Origin of the sequence: Achromobacter sp. MYb9 (genome assembly GCF_002975275.1) — a bacterium.
Classification (GTDB): Bacteria; Pseudomonadota; Gammaproteobacteria; order Burkholderiales; family Burkholderiaceae_B; genus Achromobacter.
In genome coordinates, this window is record NZ_PCOQ01000038.1 from 1 (window position 1) to 21,300 (window position 21,300).

Genomic DNA, 21,300 nt, shown 5'->3' on the forward strand with positions numbered 1-21,300 from the left:
CCGCCCCGGTGTCTGCCCCCAGCCCGGCCCAGGCCGCCGCAGCGGACGCCTGCGAAAACTGCTTCCAGACCTCGATCGCGCGCAAGCGCTGTTTGGCCACGACCTGAATACGTTCGCGCAGGTGCTCGTCCCGCGCCAGCAACGCGTGGAAATCGCGCGACGACAGCATCAGCAACTTGCTATAGCCCAGCGACGTGACGTCCGGCGTTATCTGCTGTTCGCCCAACAATCCAAGTTCACCGAAGAATTCGCCGCTGCCCAGTTCGATCATGGTGTGATCGGGCAGATGCACGGCCACGGCGCCCGACGCCACAAAGCACATTTCCTCGCCATGGCGGCCCTTTGTCAGCACGCGCTGGTCGGGCAGGGACAGGCGCGGCTTGAGGAGCTTGCTGATCGCGCGCAGTGAATCGGGCGACAGGCCTTCGAACAGCGGCACGCGCTTGATCAGGTCGGCCGCGCTCATTTCGATATCCAGCGGGGGGTGCGTATCGATATGCGCCCAGCGGCTCTTCAACTGCGCCATCAAATCGGCATAGACCTCGCCGCTGATCAAAAACTGCTCAAGCATGTCGCGATAGCGGATGCGCTCCAGCTCGCGGGCCACCCGGCCCAGATAACTTTCCTGCAACCACTGCGCGTACGACGGGTACTGCAGGTTCAGCGCCTGCATGGCGCTTTCGATAAGGTCCAGGCGGCGCTGGTGCAGCGACACGATGCGCTGCGTGGCTTCCTCGCCCAGCAGCGGGGTGATCTGCTCCCGCGCGAAGACGATCAGCCGCTGCGCCACGGAGCGCTTGCTCATCAGGTTGGCGAAACGCTGCCCCAGTTCGCGCGCCAGCCAGCCCTGGAAGCCAAACAGGTAGTGCATGCGCAGCGCCAGGCGGAACGCGGTGGAATAGCGCACGTCTGCCACGATGGCGCGTTCAAAGCCCGGCACCCCGCCCAGGCGGATGGCGTCCTCCAACCGTTCGGCCCGCGCCAGCAAGGCCTCGGCCATGCGCCAATCCACGATCTGCGCCTTAAGAATGTCGAAGAACATTTCCTCTTCGCGCTGCGCCACGATGGCCAGGCCCACGGCCACACGCTGCTCGTCGCTCATCTGGCTGACCTGGCCGTCATGCACGCTGGTCAGGCTGGCGTCGAACACGGCGCGGATGCGGTCACGGACCTCGGTGCCGATGTGCTCGGTCTTGGCCACTTCGTCGGTTTTGCCTTGCAGGTCTTCCAGCGCCACGGCCAGCGCCTGGTTGCGGATGGTGCGCTCCACCGACGACAACTGGTTCAGGCCCAGCATGCGGATCAGCGGCCGCAGGCTGATGCCGTTGATGAAGAGCGTCAACAGGACGTAGCTGGTCGTAGCCACCGCGATGAATTGGCGCGCCTCTTCGGGCACGCCGGTCTGCTCGGTCACGGCCAGCGCCAGCGCCAGCGACACGGCGCCGCGCAGTCCGCCCCACAGCATCACCACCTTATACGGGTTGCTGACCTTGGTGCCCAGTTTCGTCAGCCCCAGCAACGGCAATAACCCGAAGACCACGATGGCGCGCGCGACCAGCGTCGCGACGAACACCACGGCCACCAGCACCAATTCCTGCCAATCGGCGGCGGCCATCAGCTTGGGGATCAGCATGGCCGCGAACAGGAAAATCAACGAGTTGGCCCAGAACCCGAACTGCCCCCAGGCGCTGGACAGATACTCGAAGGTGGTCGGGGACATGCGCGTGCGGCCGGTGGACCCCACGACCAGGCCCGCGATCACCGTGGCGACCACGCCCGAAACGTTCAGGTAGTGCTCGGAAATAAAGAAGGACAGGTAGGCCAGCGTCAGCGTCAGCGTGATCTCGGCCGTGGGATAGCCGCGCAGCCACGCGAACAGGAAGCAGGCCAGCCGCCCCATCGCGAAGCCGGCGATGCCGCCCCCGATGAAGTGCACGATGAAGTCGTTGAAAATGCCGCTGACGGTCAGTTCGCCATGGCCGCTCAGCACGGCCAGCAGCACGGAGTACAGGGCGATGGACGCGGCGTCGTTGAAGAGGCTTTCGCCTTCGACGAGCGTCGTCAGGCGCTTGGGCGCGCCCACCTCACGGAAGATGCCCACCACGGCGACAGGGTCGGTCGTCGCGACGATGGCGCCCAGCAACAGGCAGACCACCAGGCCGTAAGACGAGATCGCGTCCAGCGTCACGCCGACCACCACCGTGCACACCACCACGGCCACGATGGCCATCATCAGGATGGGGCCGATGTCGTCCATCAGGCGGCGCACGTTCATGGACAGCGCGGTCTCGAACAACAACACCGGCAGGAAAACCATCAGGAAGGTTTCTGACGAAATCTCGAAACGTTCCAGCGAGTCCAGGAAATCGGCGATCCAGCTGGGCGCCCAGCCGTGCACGTGAATGATGATGCCCAGCAAACAGCCGACGATAGCCAGCAGCACCGAGTACGGCAGCTTGAGGCGGCCGGCCAGCGGAGGCATGAAGCAGACCAGCGTAAGCAAACCGGCCAAGCCGAAAACAAGAAAACCGACATCCATGGATAGCGCCGCGCCCCGAACATGAAACGAATGTGAAGTTTTCCAAGAATAGCGGCTTTTTCCCGCGCCCCCTGGCGGCAAATCGAAGAGAATCGCGGCAACGCACGTTTCGTTACCCCAAGGCGCTCGCGAAATGCGCGCCGGGTTCTGTTTTTTGGGTAATGTGCAAACGTATCCACTCCGCAGGAGCCACACTTGCCTCGCGTCCATTCCCTGGCCCGGCGTCACGACGCGCCCGCCATGCTCGTCCAGCTGACCGACAGCCATTTGTTCGGCGAACCCGACACCGCGATGCTGGGCGTCAATACCGACGCAAGCCTGCGTGCCGTGCTGCGCCAGATCGAGGCTGACGGCAAGCATCCCGACCTGTTGCTGGCCACGGGCGACCTGTCGCAAGACGGCGAAGCCGCTTCCTACCGCCGCTTTGCCACAATCCTGGGCGAAGCCGAAGGGTTGGCGCGCGCCCAGATCCGCTGCCTGCCAGGCAACCACGATCAACCAGCCGTGCTGCGCCAGGAATTGGCGCAATGGTCGGCCCCGGTGACAGACGTCGGCGCGTGGCGCGTCGTGGCGCTGGACACAACGGTGCCCGGGTCCAATGCCGGCCACTTGCCCGACGGCCAGCTTGACCTGCTGGAGGCCGCCCTGGCGGAGGCCCCCGGCCGCCACACGTTGATCGCCATGCATCACAACCCGATGCAGATGGACAGCCACTGGCATGACTCGATGATGATCGACAACCCGCAGGCGCTGTTCAAGCGCCTGGCCCGCTGGCCGCAGGCTCGCGTGCTGCTATGGGGGCACGTGCACCATGAGTTCGACCGCCGCCGGCACAACCTGCGCATGCTCGCCACGCCGTCGACCTGCTTCCAGTTCAGCATCCGCGATGGCAAGCACGTGGTCGACAACATGGCGCCCGGCTACCGCTGGATCAAGCTCTACCAGGACGGATCGATGGCGACCGGCGTGCGCCGCGTGCAAGATGCGCTATGGCATACGGCGCTGGCGCCCGACAACGCACAGGCGGCTTGATAGGGAAGAAGGCACTGCGGAATCGGGCGACGTGGCGCCCGCATTTGGCTCGCGCATAAAAAACGGGGCACCAAGATATGCATGGTGCCCCGCAAGCATCCGTCTCATAGGGGAGGGGAAAGAGGAGAAGCCGAGACGGATGACAAGACTGCTAACCGAAGTTCGCGGTCTACATGAAGTTAGTCGGCGCGATTCCCATTAAGTTTCTGCAATGGCGCGAAATTCAGGGCTAATTTGTATCAATTTATTGATCGGCCCGGCGCCTGTGCGATCACACCATTCGTGACCACCGCGCGCAAAGAAAAGGGCCGCTTGCGCGGCCCTTATCGGTGTGGATCCTGCGGATCGCATGCGGGTGATCAGACGGGGCGATCAGGCAGCCAGATTGCCGCGCATCTTCTTCAATGCGGCCGCTTCGATCTGGCGGATGCGTTCGGCCGATACGCCGAATTCCTGCGCCAGTTCATGCAGCGTGGCCCCCCCGTCGTCTTGCAGCCAGCGGGCCTCGACGATACGGCGCGAACGGGCGTCCAGCGCTTCCAGGGCCGTATTCAGCCCGGTGCTTTGCAACTGATCGCGCGCGGCGCGTTCCAGCACCCGCGTGGGTTCCTGGCGGCCATCGTCGGACAGGTAGGCGATCGGCGCGTAGCTGTCGTCGTCGTCGTCCTGATTTTCCAGCGACATGTCGCGGCCAGACAGGCGCACTTCCATTTCGCTGACGTCTTCGCGGCGCACATTCAGTTCGCGCGCGATGTGATCGACCTGTTCAGGGTCCAGCGTCTGGCCATCGGGGCGCATGCTGCGCAGGTTGAAGAACAGCTTGCGCTGGGCCTTGGTGGTAGCCACCTTGACCAGGCGCCAGTTGCGGATGATGTATTCGTGGATTTCAGCCTTGATCCAGTGCACGGCAAACGACACCAGGCGCACGCCGCGCTCGGGATCGAAACGCTTCACGGCCTTCATCAGGCCGACGTTGCCTTCCTGGATCAGGTCGGCGTGGGGCAAGCCATAACCGAGGTACTGGCGGGCAACCGACACCACCAGGCGCAGGTGCGACAGAATCAACTCGCGCGCGGCGCCCAGGTCTTCCTGGTCGCGCAGGCGACGGCCCAGCTCGGTTTCACGCTCGGCGGACAAGACCGGCAGGCGGTTGACCGAAGAAATATACGCGTCGATCGTGCCAAGTGCGCCCGGATTGGCAATGGCCAACGCCAGGGCGTTGCCAGAAGCGGCCAACGAGGTACTGGGTTGTTTCATAGCGAGGGTCTCCGGAAAGCGAAGGGGTAACGACATGGATTCGATGTTAGCACTCTAGTAGAGGGAGTGCTAATTCGACTATTGCGGTGCGTCAAAGTTTCATGGGACAAATGCGCCCCCATTTATTTCAAGCGCCGATCTACGGCAGCGTGGGGGCCCGCCTTTTCCCGACGGGCCGCCCCAAGGGAAAAGACGCCCCCCAGGGGGCAGCAAGCGCAACGCGCGCAGCGTGGGGGCCCGCCTTTTCCCGCCGGGCCGCCCCAAGGGAAAAGACGCCCCCTCGGGGGGCAGCAAGCGCAACGCGCGCAGCGTGGGGGCCCACCCACTCACCAGCCGAGGCGCTTGAGGCCTTCGGCCGTCGCCTCGCCGTCAGGTCGGACGAACAGGGCGCCCCGGGGGTCCATGAAGACCTGGTACCTGGCGCCGTCGAACAGCGGCATATAGGCGCCGCTTCCGAATTGGACATCGACGAAGGGGAACCAGTTCGGGAACGTCTTTTTAAGCGACCCCAGGTCCGGCGCCGGCCAGTCGTCCAGCGCATGGACCGAACGCGTCGCCGACGCTTCCCGCGACACGTCGCTATAGCGGCCGGACAGGCGCTCCAAGCGGTACAGGGGCGGCACGCCCGCTATCAGCGCCGGCAGCTTCCAGCGCACGACACGAGCGTCGATCTGCCATTGGTCGCCGTACAGCACGTATTGCTTCGGGCTGACGCCCGACGCCGTGGCTGTCACCTGGAACTGGCCTTCCGCCTGCTGGCGAACCTCGATGCGAGCCACGGATTCGTCCGTGGTCAGCCGGAAGAACTGGACCAGCGACAGCGCCAACAGGCCCGACACGCATCCCAGCAGCACCAGCATCAAGCCGAACAGGCGGCGCACCGGCCGGAACTGGAACATCTTGCGGCCACGTTCGTCGCGGGGGCCGCCCCGGCCCAGCAGCATGACCATGCCAGGCAAAAGGACGACGACGGCGGCCAGGAGTATCCAGACGAAGGGAGCAATACCGTTGATCAAGTCAGGCGTTCCTATTCAGGGTGCTGCGGGGCCAAGCCCGGCGCGCCCAGGGCACCACGAGCCTGCCGCAGCAGGCTCCCCAGTATAGAAGCGCGTGTTCAGGCCGCCGGTTTTCCAAGCCGCTCGACGTGAAACCGGATGTGATCTTCGATGAAGGTCGAAATGAAGTAGTAGCCGTGGTCGTAACCGGCCTGGCGGCGCAGCGTCAGCGGCTGGTCGGCGGCGGCGCAGGCCGCCTCGAACACGTCGGGATACAACTGTTCAGCCAGGAATTGGTCTGATTCGCCCTGGTCGATCAGGATGCCAGCCGGGAAGGGCTGCCGCAGGCCGCGCATCAGGCTAGAGGCGTCGTACGCGGCCCATGCCTGGACGTCGTCGCCCAGGTAGGCGCCAAACGCTTTCTTGCCCCATGGGCACTGGCTGGGCGCCGCAATGGGCGCGAACGCAGACACCGAGCGGAACTTGCCCGGATTGCGCAGCGCCAGCACCAGGGCACCGTGGCCGCCCATGGAGTGCCCAAAAATACCCGTGCGCGACGCGTCGCCGGGCAAGGCCTCGCCCGTGACGATGCCATGCAACTCGTCGGTGACGTAGCTATACATGCGGTAGTGGCCGCGCCAGGCTGGCGTCGTGGCGTCGACATAGAAGCCGGCGCCGGTACCCAGGTCCCAGCTTTCGTCTTCGCCCGGTGCGTTGGCGCCGCGCGGGCTGGTGTCGGGGGCCACGAGCATCACGCCCAGTTCGGCCGCCAGACGCTGCGCGCCCGCCTTGATCATGAACGTCTCTTCGGTGCAGGTCAGTCCCGCCAGATAGAACAGCACCGGCACCGGCCCGTGTTCGGCTTGCGGCGGAATGTAGACCGAAAAGCGCATCGGCAGGCCGATCGCCGCGGACTCATGGCGGTAGTAGCGCTGCGTACCGCCAAAGCAGCGATGCTGGGAAATGAGTTCCAAGGCCACAGGCATGGATTTTCTCCGGTCAGGGGTGAAAAAAACGTCGACGGGTTAGGGTATATCCACGGTACGACGTTCCGTCGCCGAATGTTAACCTGCGCTTCATACGGGCTCGGCGGCAAAAAAAACAGATTCCGTGCCCATATTGTGATCACGGGACTTGACCAGCGCCCACCGTGGCACTATTTATATACCGTGAGCGAAGACAACCCGTTCTTCCAGATACGCAAGCCCTGACACTATGGCCCGTCTGCCCCGTCTGTACGCCCCTGGGCTGCCCCAACTGGTGCAGGCCAACTTCATTTCGCCGCTGGCCGCGCCATCGCAACCCGCGCCCGCCGATATCCTGAATCAACTGGCCACGTGGCTGGGCGAATCCGCCCAACGCCATCGGGTGTCGGTTCATGGGTGGCTGCTTGCCAACGACCGCATCCTGCTGCTGGCCACTCCGGCCGACGAAGAAGGCCTGCCCAGGCTGATGCAGACGCTGGGCCGGAATCTGGCAGCGCGCCTGCGCGGCGGTCGCGTGTTCGCGGGCCGCTATCGGTCCGCCCTGCTGGAACCCGGCGCCTGGGTACTGCCAGCGCTGGTCTGGCTGGAAACCTATCCCGTGCGCAGCGGCGCGTCGCAAGACCCCGATTCCTGGCCCTGGTCCTCGGCCGCCAGCCACACCGGCAACACGACAGCCGCGCCTGCACAGTGGCAATCCGATCACGCCGACTACTGGGCGTGCGGCAATACGCCGTTCGACCGTCAGGCCAACTATCGCAAGCGCCTCCAGGACGGCCTGTCGCGCGAAGAATCGCAACGCATCGACCAGGCCGTGTCGGGCCAGTGGGCGCTGGGCGGCGCAAGCTTCATTGCCAGCCTGGCCCATACCGCCAGCCGGCGTGTCGCGCCCGGCCAACGCGGCCGGCCGCGTAAAAAGCCCGCCGCGCCGGCGGATGCCGAGTCCGGTGCTCCCGCCCCCTCGCCATCCCCCCCGACGACAAGCTCCTGACATCCCGACCCGCCTGCATGGCGGGTTTTTTTGGCGCGACGCACATTCACGTGCACTTTTCGCCACATCGACGCGTCAATTTCTCAGCCGCAAATGTCCATAAAATTAGGGACACATAAAGGGAAATCCAGGGATTCCACCCCCGTCGGCATGCGACGTCCTGGGCACTCGCCGCGGCAAGCCAATAACGGCGCGGGCGTTAATGCGTCCCCATATTTACGCACTATGATGGAGCATTAATATAAATAGGGTCATACCCTGTTTGTTTCTATTGCACCCTACTTGCGACGGGGGTATTGTCCGTCTCCTGCACTGCAACATTACGACGCAGGCCCACTGCGGAGCGCGCCATGCCCCAAATTACCCCGATCGAATCCTGTCCCACCCCCAAGGCGACCCCTATCGATGCCAGCCGCATCGGTCTGCCTGCGGCTCAAGGGCTGTACCACCCCAAGAATGAGCACGACGCCTGTGGTGTCGGTTTCGTTGCGCACATCAAGGGCAAGAAAAGCCACGCGATCATCCAGCAGGGTCTAAAGATCCTTGAAAACCTGGACCACCGCGGCGCAGTCGGCGCGGACAAGCTGATGGGCGACGGCGCGGGCATCCTGATCCAGATTCCGGACACGCTCTATCGCGACGAACTGAGCCAGCAAGGCATCATCCTGCCGCCTCCCGGCGAGTACGGCGTGGCCATGGTGTTCCTGCCCAAGGAAACCGCCTCGCGCCTGGCTTGCGAGCAAGAACTTGAACGTTCGGTGCGCGCCGAAGGCCAGGTCGTCCTGGGCTGGCGCAATGTGCCGGTGGACGTCGACATGCCGATGTCGCCCACCGTGCGTGAATGCGAGCCCGTGATCCGCCAGCTGTTCATCGGCCGTGGCGCCGACGTGATGGTGCCCGACGCGCTGGAACGCAAGCTGTACGTGATCCGCAAGACCGCCAGCCACGCCATCCAGAACATGCATCTGGCCCACGGCAAGGAATACTTCGTGCCATCGGCGTCGGTGCGCACCGTGGTCTACAAGGGCCTGCTGCTGGCCGACCAGGTCGGCCGCTATTACCGCGATCTGGCCGACACGCGCGCCGTATCCGCGCTGGCGCTGGTTCACCAGCGTTTTTCGACCAACACGTTCCCCGCCTGGCCGCTGGCCCACCCGTACCGCATGATCGCCCACAACGGGGAAATCAACACGGTCAAGGGCAACTTCAACTGGCTGCGCGCCCGTGAAGGCATGATGCAGTCGGCCGTGCTGGGCGACGATCTGAAAAAGCTGTACCCCATCGTCTACGAAGGCCAGTCGGACACCGCCACGTTCGACAACTGCCTGGAACTGCTGGTCAATTCCGGCTATTCCCTGGCCCACGCCATGATGATGATGATCCCGGAAGCCTGGGAACAGCACACGCAGATGGACGAGTCGCGCCGCGCGTTCTACGAATACCACGCTGCCATGATGGAGCCGTGGGACGGCCCCGCCGCCGTCGCCTTCACCGATGGCCGCCAGATCGGCGCCACGCTGGACCGCAACGGCCTGCGCCCCGCCCGCTACCTAGTCACCGATGACGACATGGTCATCCTGGCGTCCGAAGCCGGCACGCTGTCGATTCCCGAAAACCGCATCGTCAAGAAGTGGCGCCTGCAGCCGGGCAAGATGTTCCTGATCGACCTGGAACAGGGCCGCATCATCGACGACGCCGAAATCAAGCTGCAACTGGCCAACAGCCGCCCGTACCGTCAGTGGATCGAGCGCCTGCAGATCAAGCTGGAATCGCTGCCGGCCCCGCGCCAGGCCGCCGTCGCCACGCAGTCGTCCGTGTCGCTGCTGGACCGCCAGCAAGCCTTCGGCTGGACCCAGGAAGACTACAAGTTCATCCTGGAACCCATGGCGTCTACCGGCGAGGAAGTCATTGGCTCGATGGGCAACGACGCCCCGCTGGCCGTGCTGTCCGACCGCGCCAAGCCGTTCTACAACTATTTCCGCCAGTTGTTCGCGCAGGTCACGAACCCGCCCATCGACCCCATCCGCGAACAGCTGGTGATGTCGCTGGTGTCGTTCATCGGCCCCAAGCCCAACCTGCTGGACATCAACAACGTCAACCCGCCGCTGCGCCTGGAAGTGTCCCAGCCGGTGCTGGACTTTGCCGCCATGGCGCAGATCCGCGACATCGAGCAGGTCACGGGCAAGAAATTCCGCAGCTTCGAGCTCGACATCACGTACCCCGCCGCCTGGGGCCCCGAGGGCATTGAAGCCCGCGTGGCCGCGCTGTGCGCGCGCGCCGTCGATGCCGTGCAAAGCGGCTACAACATCCTGATCGTGTCGGATCGCCTGGTCGACAGCGAACGCGTGGCCATCCCCGCGCTGCTGGCAACGTCGGCCGTGCACCAGCATCTGATCCGCGCCGGCCTGCGCACCAACACCGGCCTGGTCGTGGAAACCGGTTCGGCCCGCGAAGTGCACCACTTCGCGCTGCTGGGCGGCTACGGCGCCGAGGCCATTCACCCCTACCTGGCGCTGGAATCGCTGGGCAAGATGAATGACCCCGAAAAGGCCGTGAAGAACTTCATCAAGGCAATCGGCAAGGGCTTGAACAAGGTCATGTCCAAGATGGGCATCTCGACCTACATGTCCTATACCGGCGCGCAGATCTTCGAAGCCGTGGGCCTGCAAAGCAACCTGGTGAACAAGTACTTCACGGGCACCTCGTCCAACATCGAAGGCATCGGCATCTTCCAGGTGGCTGAAGAAGCGCTGCGCCAGCACCGCGCGGCGTTCAGCACCGACCCCGTGCTGGCCAACGACCTGGACGCCGGTGGCGAATACGCCTACCGCGTGCGCGGCGAAGAGCACATGTGGACGCCGGATTCCATCGCCAAGTTGCAGCACGCCTCGCGCGCCAACAACTACCGCACTTACAAGGAATACGCGCAGATCATCAACGACCAAAGCCGTCGCCACATGACCCTGCGCGGCCTGTTCGAATTCCGCTTCGACCCGTCGCGCGCCATCCCGCTGGATGACGTCGAGTCCGCCAAGGACATCGTCAAGCGCTTTGCCACCGGCGCCATGTCGCTGGGCTCGATCTCGACCGAAGCGCACTCGGTGCTGGCCGTGGCCATGAACCGCATCGGCGGCAAGTCCAACACCGGCGAAGGCGGCGAAGACGAACTGCGCTACCGCGCCGAAATGCGCGAAGGCAAGAGCACCATCAAGGACGGCGACACGCTGGCCTCGCTGCTGGGCTCGGACCGCATCGAAGCCGATGTCGTCTTGAAGAAGGGCGATTCGCTGCGCTCGAAGATCAAGCAGGTGGCCTCGGGCCGTTTTGGCGTGACCGCCGAATACCTGTCGTCCGCCGACCAGATCCAGATCAAGATGGCGCAGGGCGCCAAGCCCGGCGAAGGCGGTCAGCTGCCCGGCCACAAGGTGTCGGAATACATCGCCAAGCTGCGTTATTCCGTGCCGGGCGTGGGCCTGATTTCGCCCCCGCCGCACCACGACATCTATTCCATTGAAGACCTGGCCCAGCTGATCCACGACCTGAAGAACGTGAATTCCAAGGCGTCGGTGTCGGTCAAGCTGGTGTCCGAAGTGGGCGTGGGCACGGTGGCCGCGGGTGTCGCCAAGGCCAAGGCCGATCACGTCGTGATCGCCGGCCACGACGGCGGCACGGGCGCATCGCCGGTGTCGTCCATCAAGCACGTGGGCACGCCCTGGGAACTGGGCCTGGCCGAAACGCAGCAGACGCTGGTGCTGAACCGCCTGCGCAGCCGCATCCGCGTGCAGGCCGACGGCCAGATGAAGACCGGCCGCGACGTCGTCATCGGCGCGCTGCTGGGTGCCGATGAATTCGGCTTCGCCACGGCGCCGCTGGTTGTCGAAGGCTGCATCATGATGCGCAAGTGCCACCTGAACACCTGCCCGGTGGGCGTGGCCACGCAAGACCCGGTCCTGCGCAAGAAATTCCAGGGCAAGCCGGAACACGTCGTCAACTTCTTCTTCTTCATCGCCGAAGAAGTGCGCGAAATCATGGCGCAACTGGGCATCCGCAAGTTCGACGACCTGATCGGCCGCGCCGATCTGCTGGACATGCGTTCGGGCGTTGAGCACTGGAAGGCGCAAGGGCTGGACTTCGCCCGCGTGTTCCATCAAACGCAATCGGACGCCGACGTGCGCCAGACCGAAGAGCAGGACCACGGCCTGGCCGGCGCGCTGGATCACCAGTTGATCGACCGCAGCCGCCCCGCGCTGGAGCGCGGCGAAAAGGTGTCGTTCATCGTGCCGGTGCGCAACCGCAACCGTACGATCGGCGCCATGCTGTCGGGCGCCGTGGCCTCGCGCTACGGCCACGACGGCCTGCCGGACGACACCATCCACATCCAGTGCAACGGCACCGCCGGCCAAAGCTTCGGCGCGTTCCTGGCGCACGGCATCACGATGGACCTGGTGGGCGAAGGCAACGACTACGTCGGCAAGGGCTTGTCCGGCGGCCGCATCATCGTGCGCTCGCCCAACGACTTCCGCGGCTTCGGCCCCGACCACATCATTGCCGGCAACACCGTGCTGTACGGCGCGTTGGCGGGCGAGGCGTTCTTCAACGGCGTGGCCGGCGAACGTTTCGCGGTGCGTAACTCGGGCGCGGCCACGGTTGTCGAAGGCACGGGCGACCACGGCTGCGAATACATGACGGGCGGCACGGTCGTGGTGCTGGGCGCCACGGGCCGCAACTTCGCGGCCGGCATGTCGGGCGGCGTCGCGTATGTCTGGGATCCGGAACGCACGCTCAAGCATCGCGTCAACCTGTCGATGGTGGAACTGGAAGGCGTGGCGCCGCATGCGGAACAGCAAGCGCTGAACAATATCGACATCTGGCACAGCGCGCAGCGCGGTGGCGAACGCGAGACGGATGAAACCATCCTGCGCCGCCTGGTGGAAGACCACTTCCGCTACACCGGCAGCTACCGCGCCCGCGAGATCCTGGGCGACTGGGAAGCCTCGCGCGGCAAATTCGTAAAGGTCATGCCGACGGACTACCGTCGCGCATTGGGTGAAATGTGGCGTGCAGCCAACCAGCAACAACTGGCTGCGTGAGGGATACCATGGGAAAGATTACCGGCTTTATGGAATTTCAGCGTCTGCAGGAGGCCTCCGAGGCCCCGCAGAAGCGGCTGAAGAACTGGCGCGAATTCGTGCTGCACCTGACCGACGACCAGGCCAAGCAGCAAGCCGCGCGCTGCATGGACTGCGGCATCCCGTTCTGCAACAACGGCTGCCCGGTCAACAACATCATCCCCGACTGGAATGACCTGGTGTACAAGCAGGACTGGCGCCGCGCGCTGGACGTGCTGCACTCCACCAATAACTTCCCGGAGTTCACCGGCCGCATCTGCCCGGCGCCGTGTGAAGCCGCCTGTACCTTGAACATCAACAGCGACGCTGTCGGCATCAAGTCCATCGAGCACGCCATCATCGACAAGGGTTGGGCCGAGGGTTGGGTCGCACCGCTGGTGCCGGCCAAGAAGACCGGCAAGAAGGTCGCGGTGGTGGGTTCCGGACCCGCCGGCATGGCGTGCGCGCAGCAGTTGGCGCGCGCCGGCCACTCGGTGACGCTGTTCGAAAAGAGCGACCGCATCGGCGGCCTGCTGCGTTACGGCATCCCCGATTTCAAGCTGGAAAAGCACCAGATCGACCGCCGCATCTCGCAGATGGAAGCCGAGGGCGTGGAATTCGCGCCGTCGACCTACATCGGCAACCCGAAGGACCCCGTGGCCGATGGCCTGACGGTGCGCACGCCGGATTCGCTGAAGGCCGAGTTCGACGCGATCGTCATGACGGGCGGTTCCGAGACCCCGCGCGACCTGCCGGTGCCGGGCCGCGAACTGTCGGGCGTGTACTACGCGATGGACTTCCTGCGTCAGCAGAACAAGGCCGTCGCCGGCGATCGCCTGACCGACCAGACGCTGGCCAAGGGCAAGCACGTGGTCGTGATCGGTGGCGGCGATACGGGTTCCGATTGCGTGGGCACCAGCAACCGCCACGGCGCAGCCTCGGTCACGCAGTTTGAACTGATGCCCCAGCCGCCCGAGTCCGAAAACAAGACCATGACGTGGCCGTACTGGCCGCTGAAGATGCGCACGTCGTCTTCCCACGAAGAAGGCTGCGAACGCGATTGGTCCGTCACCACCAAGCTGCTCAAGGGCAGCAACGGCAAGGTTGAAAAGCTGGTCGGCGCCCGCGTCGAATGGTTCAAGGACGACGCCACCGGCCAGATGAAGATGCGCGAAGTCGAAGGCTCGGAATTCGAGATCAAGGCTGACCTGGTGCTGCTGGCCATGGGCTTCGTGTCGCCGGTTCAGACCGTGCTGGACGCGTTCGGCGTGGACCGCGACGCGCGCGGCAACGTGCGCGCCAACACCGACGACTACCGCACCAATGTCGAAAAGGTGTTTGCCGCGGGCGACATGCGCCGGGGCCAGTCACTGGTGGTCTGGGCCATCCGCGAAGGCCGCCAATGCGCGCGTTCGGTCGATGCCTACCTGATGGGCGCTAGCGAATTGCCGCGCTGATCCTTCCGACGCTGGCAATACCCCATTCGCCGCCTTCGCGCCCCCGCGCCAAGGCGGCGAATGCATTCAGACGCGCGACATGATCATTTCCGTAGAGAGTCGCGCTTGCGTAGGATCCGTCTGATTCTTGTTGCCTGGCGGCCACGGGCGCGTTCCATCTTTTCACGGTTTGACACATATCAATCAGGCCTGAAGCCAGGTTTGAGAACCTGTCGTCTCACCCTCATGGAAAGATCGGAGAAGAAAAATGTTTTCGCTGAACGGGCGTATCCGCGCCACCGCCATCGCCGGACTGATCGCCGCCGGCGCACTCGCCGCTCCCGCGCATGCCCATGAGGCAGGCGACGTGCTGTTCCGCGTGGGCGTGACACAGGTCCGTCCTTCGTCCAACAACGGCACGGTGCTGGACGGCAGCGTCAAACTCGACGTCAACAACAACGTCCGTCCGAGCTTCACGCTGGGTTACATGGTGACGCGCAACATCGGTATCGAACTGCTGGGCGCCTGGCCGTTCCAGCACGACGTCAGCGGCAGCGGCCTGGGCAAGATCGGCTCCAGCAAGCAACTGCCCCCCACGCTCAGCCTGCAATGGCACATCCTGCCGGACAGCATGATCCAGCCGTACATCGGCGTGGGCATCAACTACACGCACTTCTTCGACACCAAGGCCGAAGGCGCGTTGAAGGGTTCGGACCTGAAGCTGGGCGATTCCTGGGGCGTCGCCGCGCAACTGGGCGCGGACTTCAAGATCAACGAACGCTGGTTCATGAACGCCGACATCCGCTACATCGACATCAGGTCGAAGGTGAAGCTGGACGGCCAGCACATCGGCACCGCACGCATCGATCCGTGGGTGGCGACGCTGGGTGTTGGTTACCGCTTCTAAGCCATCAACTGTTGCCGCAGCGCCTGCAATGCAGGCGCGTCGTCATCCGCACGCCAGACCAACTGGGTCTGGGCGTGCGCATACGGGCCGGTCAGCGCGCTAACACGGACGGAATGCTCGGCCCCCAGCACGGCCAGCACCGAACGAGGCACGATGGCCACGCCCGAGCCCGCCGCCACGCACGCCACAATGGCGTGATACGAGGCGAACTCCATCACACGCCCCGGCGCCAGGCCTTCGTGGTTCAACCATGATTCCAGGATGCGCCGATACGAGCACCCCGCCGCAAACGCAATGACGGTACGGCCGCCCAGATCGCGAGCACTCGCGATCTCGCCCCAAGCCAGCGGCGAAATCAGCGTCAGGTCTTCCTTGAAGGCATCCATGGCAGCCAGGCCATCGGCCGGAAACGGCTGGGCCACGAACGCCGCCTCGATTTCATAGTTGCGCACCTTGGTCGCCAGGGCGCCCGACGTCCCCGTGACCAGTTCTATCCCCACCTGCGGCCAAGCCGCGTGATACGCCGCCAGGATGGGCGGCAGGCGCGCGGCAGCCGTGCTTTCCATGGTGCCGATGCGCAGCACGCCTTGCGGGGCGCCGTCACGCACCGCGGCCTGCGCTTCGTCCGACAAGCGCAACAGACGATCCGCGTAGGACAGCAGCACGCGCCCCTGGTCCGACAACACCAGCCGGCGGTTCTGGCGGCGAAAGAGCGGGGCCTCCAGCGAGGCCTCCAATTGCTTCAAGCGGGTCGACACATTGGACTGCACCCGGTTCAGGTGCTGGGCCGCGCGCGCCACGCCGCCCTGATCGGCCACCGCCTTGAAGATCTGCAACGCGTCGAGATCCAAGTTTCTCATTTCAAGAACCCATGTTCTTAATAATTCACTATTAAAGATATTAGTACAGCCGTAGAGTGGACGCATGTCAACGCCTGCGTACCCTTCCGTTCCCGACTCCCGCAGCGCCGCCAGCCTGGCCTGGCCGGCCGCCCTGGCGCTGGCCGCTGCCATGGGGATCGGACGTTTCGCCTTTACCCCCGTCTGGCCGCTGATGGCGCAGGAAGGCGGCCTGTCGCTGGCCCAGGGCAGCTGGATCGCCTCGGCCAACTATGCCGGCTACCTGCTGGGCGCGCTGGCGGCCGTGGTCTGGCCGGTGCGACACCCCCGGGGCCAGCTTGCGCTGAGCCTGCTGGCCGTGGCGCTGCTGACCCTGGCCATGCCGCTGATGCACGACGTCGCGTTCTGGTGTGCGCTGCGGCTGGCCGCCGGCTACGCCAGCGCCAGCGCCTTCATCTGCGTGGCCGGCTGGCGGACCGTGCCGGCGGGAGATCCGCACGAACCCGTCGCGGCGGGGCTGACCTATGCCGGCGTGGGCGCGGGCATCGCGCTGACCGGGCTGGCCTGCCTGGGGCTGATGGCCTGGGGCGTCCGTGCCGACGGCATGTGGCTGGCCCTGGGCGGATTGACGCTGGCCCTGTCCGTCATCGCCTGGCCCGGGCTGAACCGGCCAGCCGCCTCGGGCCGGCCGTCGGCCGCCGCCGCACGACCCGCCCGGCTATCCCGCGCGGTTCCTCGCCTGGCGCTGCACTACGGTGTATTCGGCGTGGGCTACATCATTCCCGCCACGTTTCTGCCCGCGATGGCCAAGGAGGTCATTGCAGACCCGGCAGTCTTCGGCTGGGCCTGGCCGCTGTTCGGGCTGGCGGCGGCCGTGTCCTGCCTGCTGGTGCCCAGGCTTGCCCGCGGCCGCGACGACAAGCGCGTCTGGCAGGGCGCGCAGGCGCTGATGGCGATTGGCATGCTGGCCGTGACGCTCTGGCATCACATCGCGGCCGTGATCGTGGCCGCGCTGCTGGTGGGCGGCACGTTCATGGTGATCACCCAGGCCGGCATGCTGACCGCGCGGCGCGCCGCCGGCGCTGCCGCGCCCCGGGCCGCCGCCATCATGACCGCCGCGTTCGCCGCCGGACAGATATTGGGGCCGCTGTTGGCCTCGTGGGCGTCCCACTGGGGCGCGGGCCTGCCGCAAGTGCTGGGGGCCGGCGCGGCGCTGCTGGCGCTGTCGGCCTGGCGCCTGGGAAAAATCACGACAGAAGACATAGGCGCTGGGCATAATGCGATCGGCCCGCAAGGCTGTACACATTAGAGACAAGAAAGAGGAGTCACCCAGCATGAAATCTTTGCGCCCCCTGATCGCCACCTTGGCGGCGGTTGCCGCTTTCAGCAGCGCCGCGCAGGCCCAGACCGCCGACTGGCCCGCCAAACCCATCACCATGATCGTCCCCTACGCGCCCGGCGGCTTCGCCGACACGCGCGTGCGGCTGCTGGCGCGCAAGCTGGGCGAAACGCTGGGCCAGCCGATCGTGGTCGAAAACAAGGCGGGCGCAGGCGGCGTGGTCGGCACCAACCTGATCGCCAAGGCCGCGCCCGACGGTTACACCATCGGCACGGGCAACCTGGCCCCGATGGCCGTGAACCCGTCCTTGATGAAGGAAATGCCCTACAACCCGCAAAAGGACCTGGCGCCCATCATCCTGATCGAAAACAGCCCGCTGGTCCTGAGCGTGAACAACGAGCTGCCGGTCAAGACGCTGGCCGACCTGATCGCGCTGGCCAAGAAGCAGCCCGGCAAGCTGTCCTTCGGTTCGTCGGGCGTGGGCGGCGCGCACCACCTGTCGGGCGAAATGTTCCGCGAACAGGCCAAGATCGACATCGTGCACGTACCCTACAAGGGAGGCAGCCTGGCCGCGACCGACCTGATGGGCGGTCATATCTCGATGATGTTCGAAATGGGCTATTCCGCGCTGCCTGCCATCCAGGGCGCCAAGATCCACCCCATCGCCGTCACGTCCGCCAAGCGCCTGGCCGTGCTGCCCGATGTGCCCACGATGGCCGAATCCGGCCTGCCGGGCTTCGAGTCCTACAACTGGCAGGGCATTGTCGCCCCCGCCGGCACGCCGGCCCCGATCATCGCGAAGCTGAACGCCGAATTCAACCGCATCCTGAAGGAACCGGATGTGCAGAAAGCCATCGCCGACACCGGCAGCCAGGCCGGCGGCGGCACGCCCGAGGAATTCGCAGCCTTCATCAAGAGCGAAACCGAAAAGTGGGCCCACGTCATCAAGGCTGGGAACATCCAGCTTCAATAACCTTTAGGAGTCTTCCCATGGCCACCCGTCTGCTTGACCTTCTGAAGTTGGACCATCCCATCATCCAGGCCCCCATGGCGGGCGGCGCAACGACGGTGGAACTGGTGTCCGAGGCGTCGAAAGCGGGTGTCCTGGGATCGCTCGGGGCGGCCTACATGAGCCCCGAGCAGATCGATGCGGCGGCGGCCGACATCCGCGCCCGTACGCCGCGGCCGTTCGCCATCAACCTCTTCGCGTCCGTAGCGGACCAGCCCATGCAGGGCGACACGGGCCGCATGCTGGCCCTGATGGCCCGCTACCACGAACAATTGGGCTTGCCGGCCCCCGTGGCACCCGGGCCGCAACCCGATCCGCTGCCCGGGCAGATCGAGGCCGTTCTCCGGCTGCGCCCGGCGGTCTTCAGCTTTACCTTTGGCCGGATCCCGGCCGACGTGCTGGCACGCTGCCGCGAACTGGGCATCCTGACCATCGGCACGGCGACCACCGTGCGCGAGGCGGTCGCGCTGGAACAGGACGGCGTGGACGCCGTCGTGGCACAGGGCGCCGAAGCGGGCGGGCACCGCGGCACCTTCCTGGATGATTTCGAACAATCGCTGATTGGCACCATGGCGCTTGCGCCGCAGATAGCCGATGCGATTTCCGTGCCGGTGATCGCCTCCGGCGGCATCATGGACGGTCGCGGCATCGCCGCCGCCCTGGCGCTGGGCGCAGATGCCGCACAAATGGGGACGGCCTTCCTCACCACGCATGAGTCCGGCATCAGCGACGCCTACAAGGCCGTGCTGCCGGCATCGCGCTCCGAGCAGTCCCGCGTGACCCGGGCTTTTTCGGGCCGCCCGGCGCGCGGCATCTCCAACGCCTTCATGCGGGACGCCGACGCGCTCGCCGCCGACATCCTGCCGTATCCCCTGCAGAATGCGCTGACGCGCCCCATGCGCACGGCCGGCGGCAAAGCCGGCAACATCAACGTGCTGTCTCTGTGGGCGGGGCAGGCCGCGCCGTTGGCCCGCCGCGAAAGCACGGCGGACCTGGTCCAGAGGCTGGCCCGCGAGACCGTGGCGGCCCAGGCGCGCCGCTGACCGCCGGGCGGGCCCCGCACGGCCGCCCCTTCCCGGGCGGTCGCGGGGCGGGCGATTGTCCCTGACACCGAAAACACTGTTCCATCCGCGGTGTATCGCATTGTGATTACAAAGCGTCGGGCTACAATGGCGCCTCGCCGCTGGGGGCCAGAGTCCGCCTTGGTCCTCGCAAAACACCCTTTTCGTTGCCCATGCCCGCTCAAACAAGCAGCACCCCGGAATTCGCCCTGCGCCTGGAAGGTGTGGCGCTAGGCTACGGTGATTTCACCGTCTTGCGCGACATCTCCATGGACGTGCGTGCGGGCCAAGTGGTCGCCGTCATGGGCGGCTCGGGTTCCGGCAAGACCACGCTGTTGCGGGCGGCCACCGGCCAGCTCGTCGCGCAGCAGGGCCGGGTCCTGGCGTTCGGGCAGGACATCGAGCGCGCCACCCCGGCCGAACTGCAATCCCTGCGCAAGCGCATGGGCGTGCTGTTCCAGCAGGGCGCGCTGTTCACCGACCTGAATGTGTTCGAAAACGTCGCTTTTCCGCTGCGCGAACACACCAAACTGTCCGAATCCGACGTCACCGACCGCGTGCTCGACAAACTCGACGCCGTCGGCCTGCGTGCCGCCGCGCACCTGAGAGTGGCCGAGATATCGGGCGGCATGGCGCGCCGCGTCGCCCTGGCCCGCGCCGTGGTGCTGGAACCCGAACTGATCCTGTACGACGAACCCTTCGCCGGACTGGACCCGATCTCGCTGGGCATCACGGCCCGCCTGATCCGCAGCCTGGCCGACCGCCTGGGATGCGCGTCGGTGCTGATCACCCACGACGTGCAGGAATCCTTCGCCATCGCCGACCAGGTGTATCTGGTGGGCCAAGGCAAGTTGGCCGCCGCCGGTACGCCGGAAACGCTGTCGGCGTCGCAAGACCCTTATGTGCAGCAATTCCTGAAAGGCCAGCCCGATGGCCCGGTCGCGTTCCAATACCCGGAAACGCCGGCCTTCCAAAAGTGGCTTTCCGAACAGAAAGGGCGCAAAGCATGAGCGGCTCCAACAATCCCGTCAGCGCGCTCGGCGGATGGCTGCGCGGCACCGTATCCGGCATCGGCTACTTCACCCGGTTCTTCGCCGGCATGCTGGCGCGCAGCGGCATCGTCTTCTCGCGCCCGCGCCTGGTGTCGCAGCAAGTCCATTTCATCGGCAACTATTCGCTGCTGATCATCGCCGTGTCGGGCATGTTCGTCGGCTTCGTGCTGGGGCTGCAGGGCTACTACACCCTGAACCGCTACGGTTCCGAAGAAGCGCTGGGCCTGCTGGTGGCCTTGTCGCTTGTGCGTGAGCTGGGGCCTGTCGTGACGGCGCTGCTGTTCGCCGGGCGCGCGGGCACCTCGCTGACCGCCGAGATCGGCCTGATGAAAGCCGGCGAACAACTATCGGCCATGGAAGTCATGGCCGTCGACCCGATCCGTCGCGTGCTGGTGCCACGCCTGTGGGGCGGCATCATCGCCATGCCCATCCTTGCGGCGGTGTTCTCCATGGTGGGTATCCTGGGCGGCTGGGTCGTCGGCGTCGTGATGATCGGCGTGGACGCAGGCGCGTTCTGGTCACAGATGCAAAACGGCGTGGACGTCTGGAACGACGTGGCCAACGGCGTCATCAAGAGCGTGGTGTTCGGCGTCACGGTAACGCTGGTGGCGCTCTACGAAGGCTGGCAGGCCCGGCCCACGCCCGAAGGCGTAGCTCGCGCCACCACGCGCACCGTGGTGGTGGGCTCCTTGGCAGTACTTGGGCTGGACTTCCTGCTCACTGCCTTGATGTTTGGAAATTGAAACGGATCG

At 65.5% G+C, this 21,300-nt stretch carries 15 protein-coding genes; 10 read left to right on the forward strand and 5 right to left on the reverse strand.

The annotated features are described in order from the left end of the window. Nucleotides 1-2,539 (reverse strand): cation:proton antiporter (locus CQ050_RS29460; protein WP_105560383.1); only part of this gene is annotated, 2,539 nt, incomplete at its 3' end. 195 nt (nt 2,540-2,734) lie between these two features. Between CQ050_RS29460 and CQ050_RS29465 the strand changes: the two genes are divergently transcribed. Continuing rightward, complete coding sequence (locus CQ050_RS29465; RefSeq protein ID WP_105560384.1) at nt 2,735-3,571, forward strand: metallophosphoesterase; 837 nt, start codon at nt 2,735-2,737, stop codon at nt 3,569-3,571. A 372-nt stretch (nt 3,572-3,943) separates the two neighbouring features. On the opposite strand, the gene rpoH is transcribed toward CQ050_RS29465, so the two are convergent. The 3 genes from rpoH to fghA all read right to left on the reverse strand — a co-directional run bounded on the left by rpoH (nt 3,944) and on the right by fghA (nt 6,809). After that, entirely contained in the window at nt 3,944-4,828 is an 885-nt protein-coding gene (rpoH, locus tag CQ050_RS29470) for an RNA polymerase sigma factor RpoH (RefSeq protein WP_105560385.1), read from the reverse strand. A 326-nt stretch (nt 4,829-5,154) separates the two neighbouring features. Beyond that, complete coding sequence (locus CQ050_RS29475; RefSeq protein ID WP_105560386.1) at nt 5,155-5,844, reverse strand: hypothetical protein; 690 nt, start codon at nt 5,842-5,844, stop codon at nt 5,155-5,157. 98 nt (nt 5,845-5,942) lie between these two features. Next, the gene (gene fghA, locus CQ050_RS29480) at nt 5,943-6,809 is read right to left on the reverse strand and encodes an S-formylglutathione hydrolase (RefSeq protein ID WP_105560387.1); all 867 of its coding nucleotides are present in this window, start codon (nt 6,807-6,809) and stop codon (nt 5,943-5,945) included. A gap of 229 nt (nt 6,810-7,038) precedes the next feature. On the opposite strand from fghA, the gene CQ050_RS29485 reads away from it, so the two are divergent. The 4 genes from CQ050_RS29485 to CQ050_RS29500 all read left to right on the forward strand — a co-directional run bounded on the left by CQ050_RS29485 (nt 7,039) and on the right by CQ050_RS29500 (nt 15,248). Continuing rightward, entirely contained in the window at nt 7,039-7,797 is a 759-nt protein-coding gene (locus tag CQ050_RS29485) for a hypothetical protein (protein ID WP_105560388.1), read from the forward strand. Nucleotides 7,798-8,147: 350 nt separating this feature from the next. Then, entirely contained in the window at nt 8,148-12,887 is a 4,740-nt protein-coding gene (locus tag CQ050_RS29490) for a glutamate synthase-related protein (RefSeq protein ID WP_105560389.1), read from the forward strand. A gap of 8 nt (nt 12,888-12,895) precedes the next feature. Next, nucleotides 12,896-14,362, forward strand: a complete 1,467-nt coding sequence (locus CQ050_RS29495) for a glutamate synthase subunit beta (protein ID WP_105560390.1) — start codon at nt 12,896-12,898, stop codon at nt 14,360-14,362. A gap of 247 nt (nt 14,363-14,609) precedes the next feature. Continuing rightward, nucleotides 14,610-15,248: an OmpW family protein gene (locus CQ050_RS29500; RefSeq protein WP_105560391.1), complete on the forward strand. Its 639-nt coding sequence runs from the start codon at nt 14,610-14,612 to the stop codon at nt 15,246-15,248. Here CQ050_RS29500 and CQ050_RS29505 read toward each other — a convergent pair. After that, complete coding sequence (locus CQ050_RS29505; RefSeq protein WP_105560392.1) at nt 15,245-16,108, reverse strand: LysR family transcriptional regulator; 864 nt, start codon at nt 16,106-16,108, stop codon at nt 15,245-15,247. The two genes, CQ050_RS29500 and CQ050_RS29505, sit on opposite strands and share 4 nt — an antisense overlap. 64 nt (nt 16,109-16,172) lie before the next feature. Between CQ050_RS29505 and CQ050_RS29510 the strand changes: the two genes are divergently transcribed. The 5 genes from CQ050_RS29510 (at nt 16,173) to mlaE (ending at nt 21,291) form a co-directional block, all read left to right on the forward strand. Continuing rightward, a complete protein-coding gene (locus CQ050_RS29510; protein WP_105560393.1) occupies nt 16,173-17,396 on the forward strand; it encodes a YbfB/YjiJ family MFS transporter in 1,224 nt (407 codons plus the stop codon). 25 nt (nt 17,397-17,421) lie between these two features. Next, entirely contained in the window at nt 17,422-18,399 is a 978-nt protein-coding gene (locus CQ050_RS29515) for a tripartite tricarboxylate transporter substrate binding protein (RefSeq protein ID WP_105560394.1), read from the forward strand. Between the two features lie 17 nt (nt 18,400-18,416). Then, entirely contained in the window at nt 18,417-19,478 is a 1,062-nt protein-coding gene (locus CQ050_RS29520; protein WP_105560395.1) for a nitronate monooxygenase family protein, read from the forward strand. Nucleotides 19,479-19,669: 191 nt separating this feature from the next. Beyond that, complete coding sequence (locus tag CQ050_RS29530) at nt 19,670-20,506, forward strand: ABC transporter ATP-binding protein (protein ID WP_105560396.1); 837 nt, start codon at nt 19,670-19,672, stop codon at nt 20,504-20,506. Then, nucleotides 20,503-21,291: a lipid asymmetry maintenance ABC transporter permease subunit MlaE gene (mlaE, locus tag CQ050_RS29535; protein ID WP_105560397.1), complete on the forward strand. Its 789-nt coding sequence runs from the start codon at nt 20,503-20,505 to the stop codon at nt 21,289-21,291. Before CQ050_RS29530 ends, mlaE begins: the two co-directional genes overlap by 4 nt. Nucleotides 21,292-21,300 lie beyond the last annotated feature (9 nt).